This is a genomic window from Streptomyces sp. NPDC057474 (assembly GCF_042802555.1).
In the GTDB taxonomy this organism is placed as follows: domain Bacteria; phylum Actinomycetota; class Actinomycetes; order Streptomycetales; family Streptomycetaceae; genus Streptomyces.
The window spans coordinates 1-1,466 of record NZ_JBHVDX010000494.1 but is presented as its reverse complement, the minus strand read 5'-3'; the positions used below and the strand labels follow the sequence as shown (position 1 = coordinate 1,466).

The 1,466-nt window shown below is 69.3% G+C and carries 2 protein-coding genes; one reads left to right on the top strand and one right to left on the bottom strand.

Annotated elements, in window-relative coordinates; genetic code table 11:
• Positions 1-84: 84 nt before the first annotated feature.
• Positions 85-645 carry an HIT family protein gene (locus ACFU53_RS48020; RefSeq protein WP_384007004.1) on the bottom strand — a complete coding sequence of 187 codons (561 nt, stop codon included), beginning with the start codon at positions 643-645 and terminating at the stop codon, positions 85-87.
• Between the two features lie 67 nt (positions 646-712).
• Between ACFU53_RS48020 and ACFU53_RS48015 the strand changes: the two genes are divergently transcribed.
• A complete protein-coding gene (locus tag ACFU53_RS48015; protein ID WP_384007002.1) occupies positions 713-1,369 on the top strand; it encodes a potassium channel family protein in 657 nt (218 codons plus the stop codon).
• Positions 1,370-1,466: the final 97 nt, after the last annotated feature.

The following is a 1,466-nucleotide window of genomic DNA, read 5'->3' as shown; positions in this document are numbered from 1 at the left end:
CCGCAGGGCCGTGCCTTTCAGGGGCGCGGGGAACCGCGCGAGAAGCCCCACGCACCCGCAGACGAACCAGCACCCGCCCGGCAGTTACACCGTCGGCCAGGCGTCAGCCAGCATCTTCCGCGTATCGGCCAGTAGTTGAGGCAAAATCCTCGTGTGGCCGACCACCGGCATGAAGTTGGTGTCGCCGCCCCACCTGGGCACGATGTGTTGATGAAGGTGCGCCGCGATGCCGGCCCCCGCCACCGTGCCCTGGTTCATGCCGATGTTGAAGCCGTGGGCACCGGAGGCGGTGCGCAGGGCGGTCATGGACTGCTTGGTCAGCTCGGCCAGCTCGGTGGTCTCCGGTTCGGTGAGATCCGTGTAGTCGGCGACGTGCCGGTAGGGCACGACCATGAGGTGGCCGCCGTTGTACGGGTAGAGGTTGAGCACCGCGTACACATGCTCCCCGCGCCTGATGATCAGGCCGTCCTCATCCGATTTGGCCGGGATCGAGCAGAACGGACAGCCGTCGTCGGCACCGGGGCCGGTCGGCTTGTTCTCACCCTGGATGTACGCCATCCGATGGGGCGTCCACAGGCGCTGGAACGCGTCCTGCGTTCCCACTCCGATCTGCTGCTCCGGCTCACTCGTCATGCAGTGCATGATATGGCTTCGCCCGTTCGCGGCGTGTCGCCGGGTACCGGGGCGGGACGGGCGGGGCCAAGCTGAGGCGATGGACCACGACAGCCCCGCGCTCCGTTGGGAGCGGCGCATTGGACGCGTCCTCGCCGGGGCCTCGGCCCTCTTCCTCGCCTCCTACGCAGTACGGGTGCTCGCCCACAGCCTCCCCCGGGGCTGGCTCGACCTCTGTCTCACGGTGACCCTGCTGACCTGGGCGGTCTTCGCCCTCGACTATGCGGTGCGCTGGCGGCTGAGCGGGCTGGGGCCGAGATTCGTCCGCGTCCACTGGCTCGACACCCTCGTGCTGGTACTGCCGCTGCTGCGGCCCCTGCGCGTTGTGCAGATCCACGACACCGTGCAGCGTCACCACGACCGGCCCCGGCTCTCGCTGCACGCGCGCGTGGCCGTCTACGCGGGCCTGTCGGCGACCCTGCTCGGCTTCACCGGCGCCCTCGCCGTCTACCAGCAGGAACACGCGGCACCCGACGCGACGATCCTGACCTTCGGGGACTCCGTGTGGTGGACCTGCGCCACGCTCGCGACGGTGGGGTACGGAGACGTCACGCCCGTGACCCCGATGGGGCGATTGATCGCCGTGGGCCTGATGGCGTGCGGTCTCGCGCTGCTCGGGGCGGTGACGGGGTCGTTCTCGTCGTGGCTGCTGCAGGTGTTCGCACGGGAGGACGAGCGAAGGCCCCCGGGGAGCTGAACGACGCTGTTGGTTAATTCGGGGGCTGGTCCTGCTTCGCCCCGTTGAGCATGAGCTCGGCGGGGCGAAGTGCTGCGAAGTGGCTGGTTCGGGTGCG

Excerpts from the sequence above, each read along its gene's own strand:
- ACFU53_RS48015 (WP_384007002.1), top strand. The coding sequence starts at position 713 with ATGGACCACGACAGCCCCGCGCTCCGTTGGGAGCGGCGCATTGGACGC.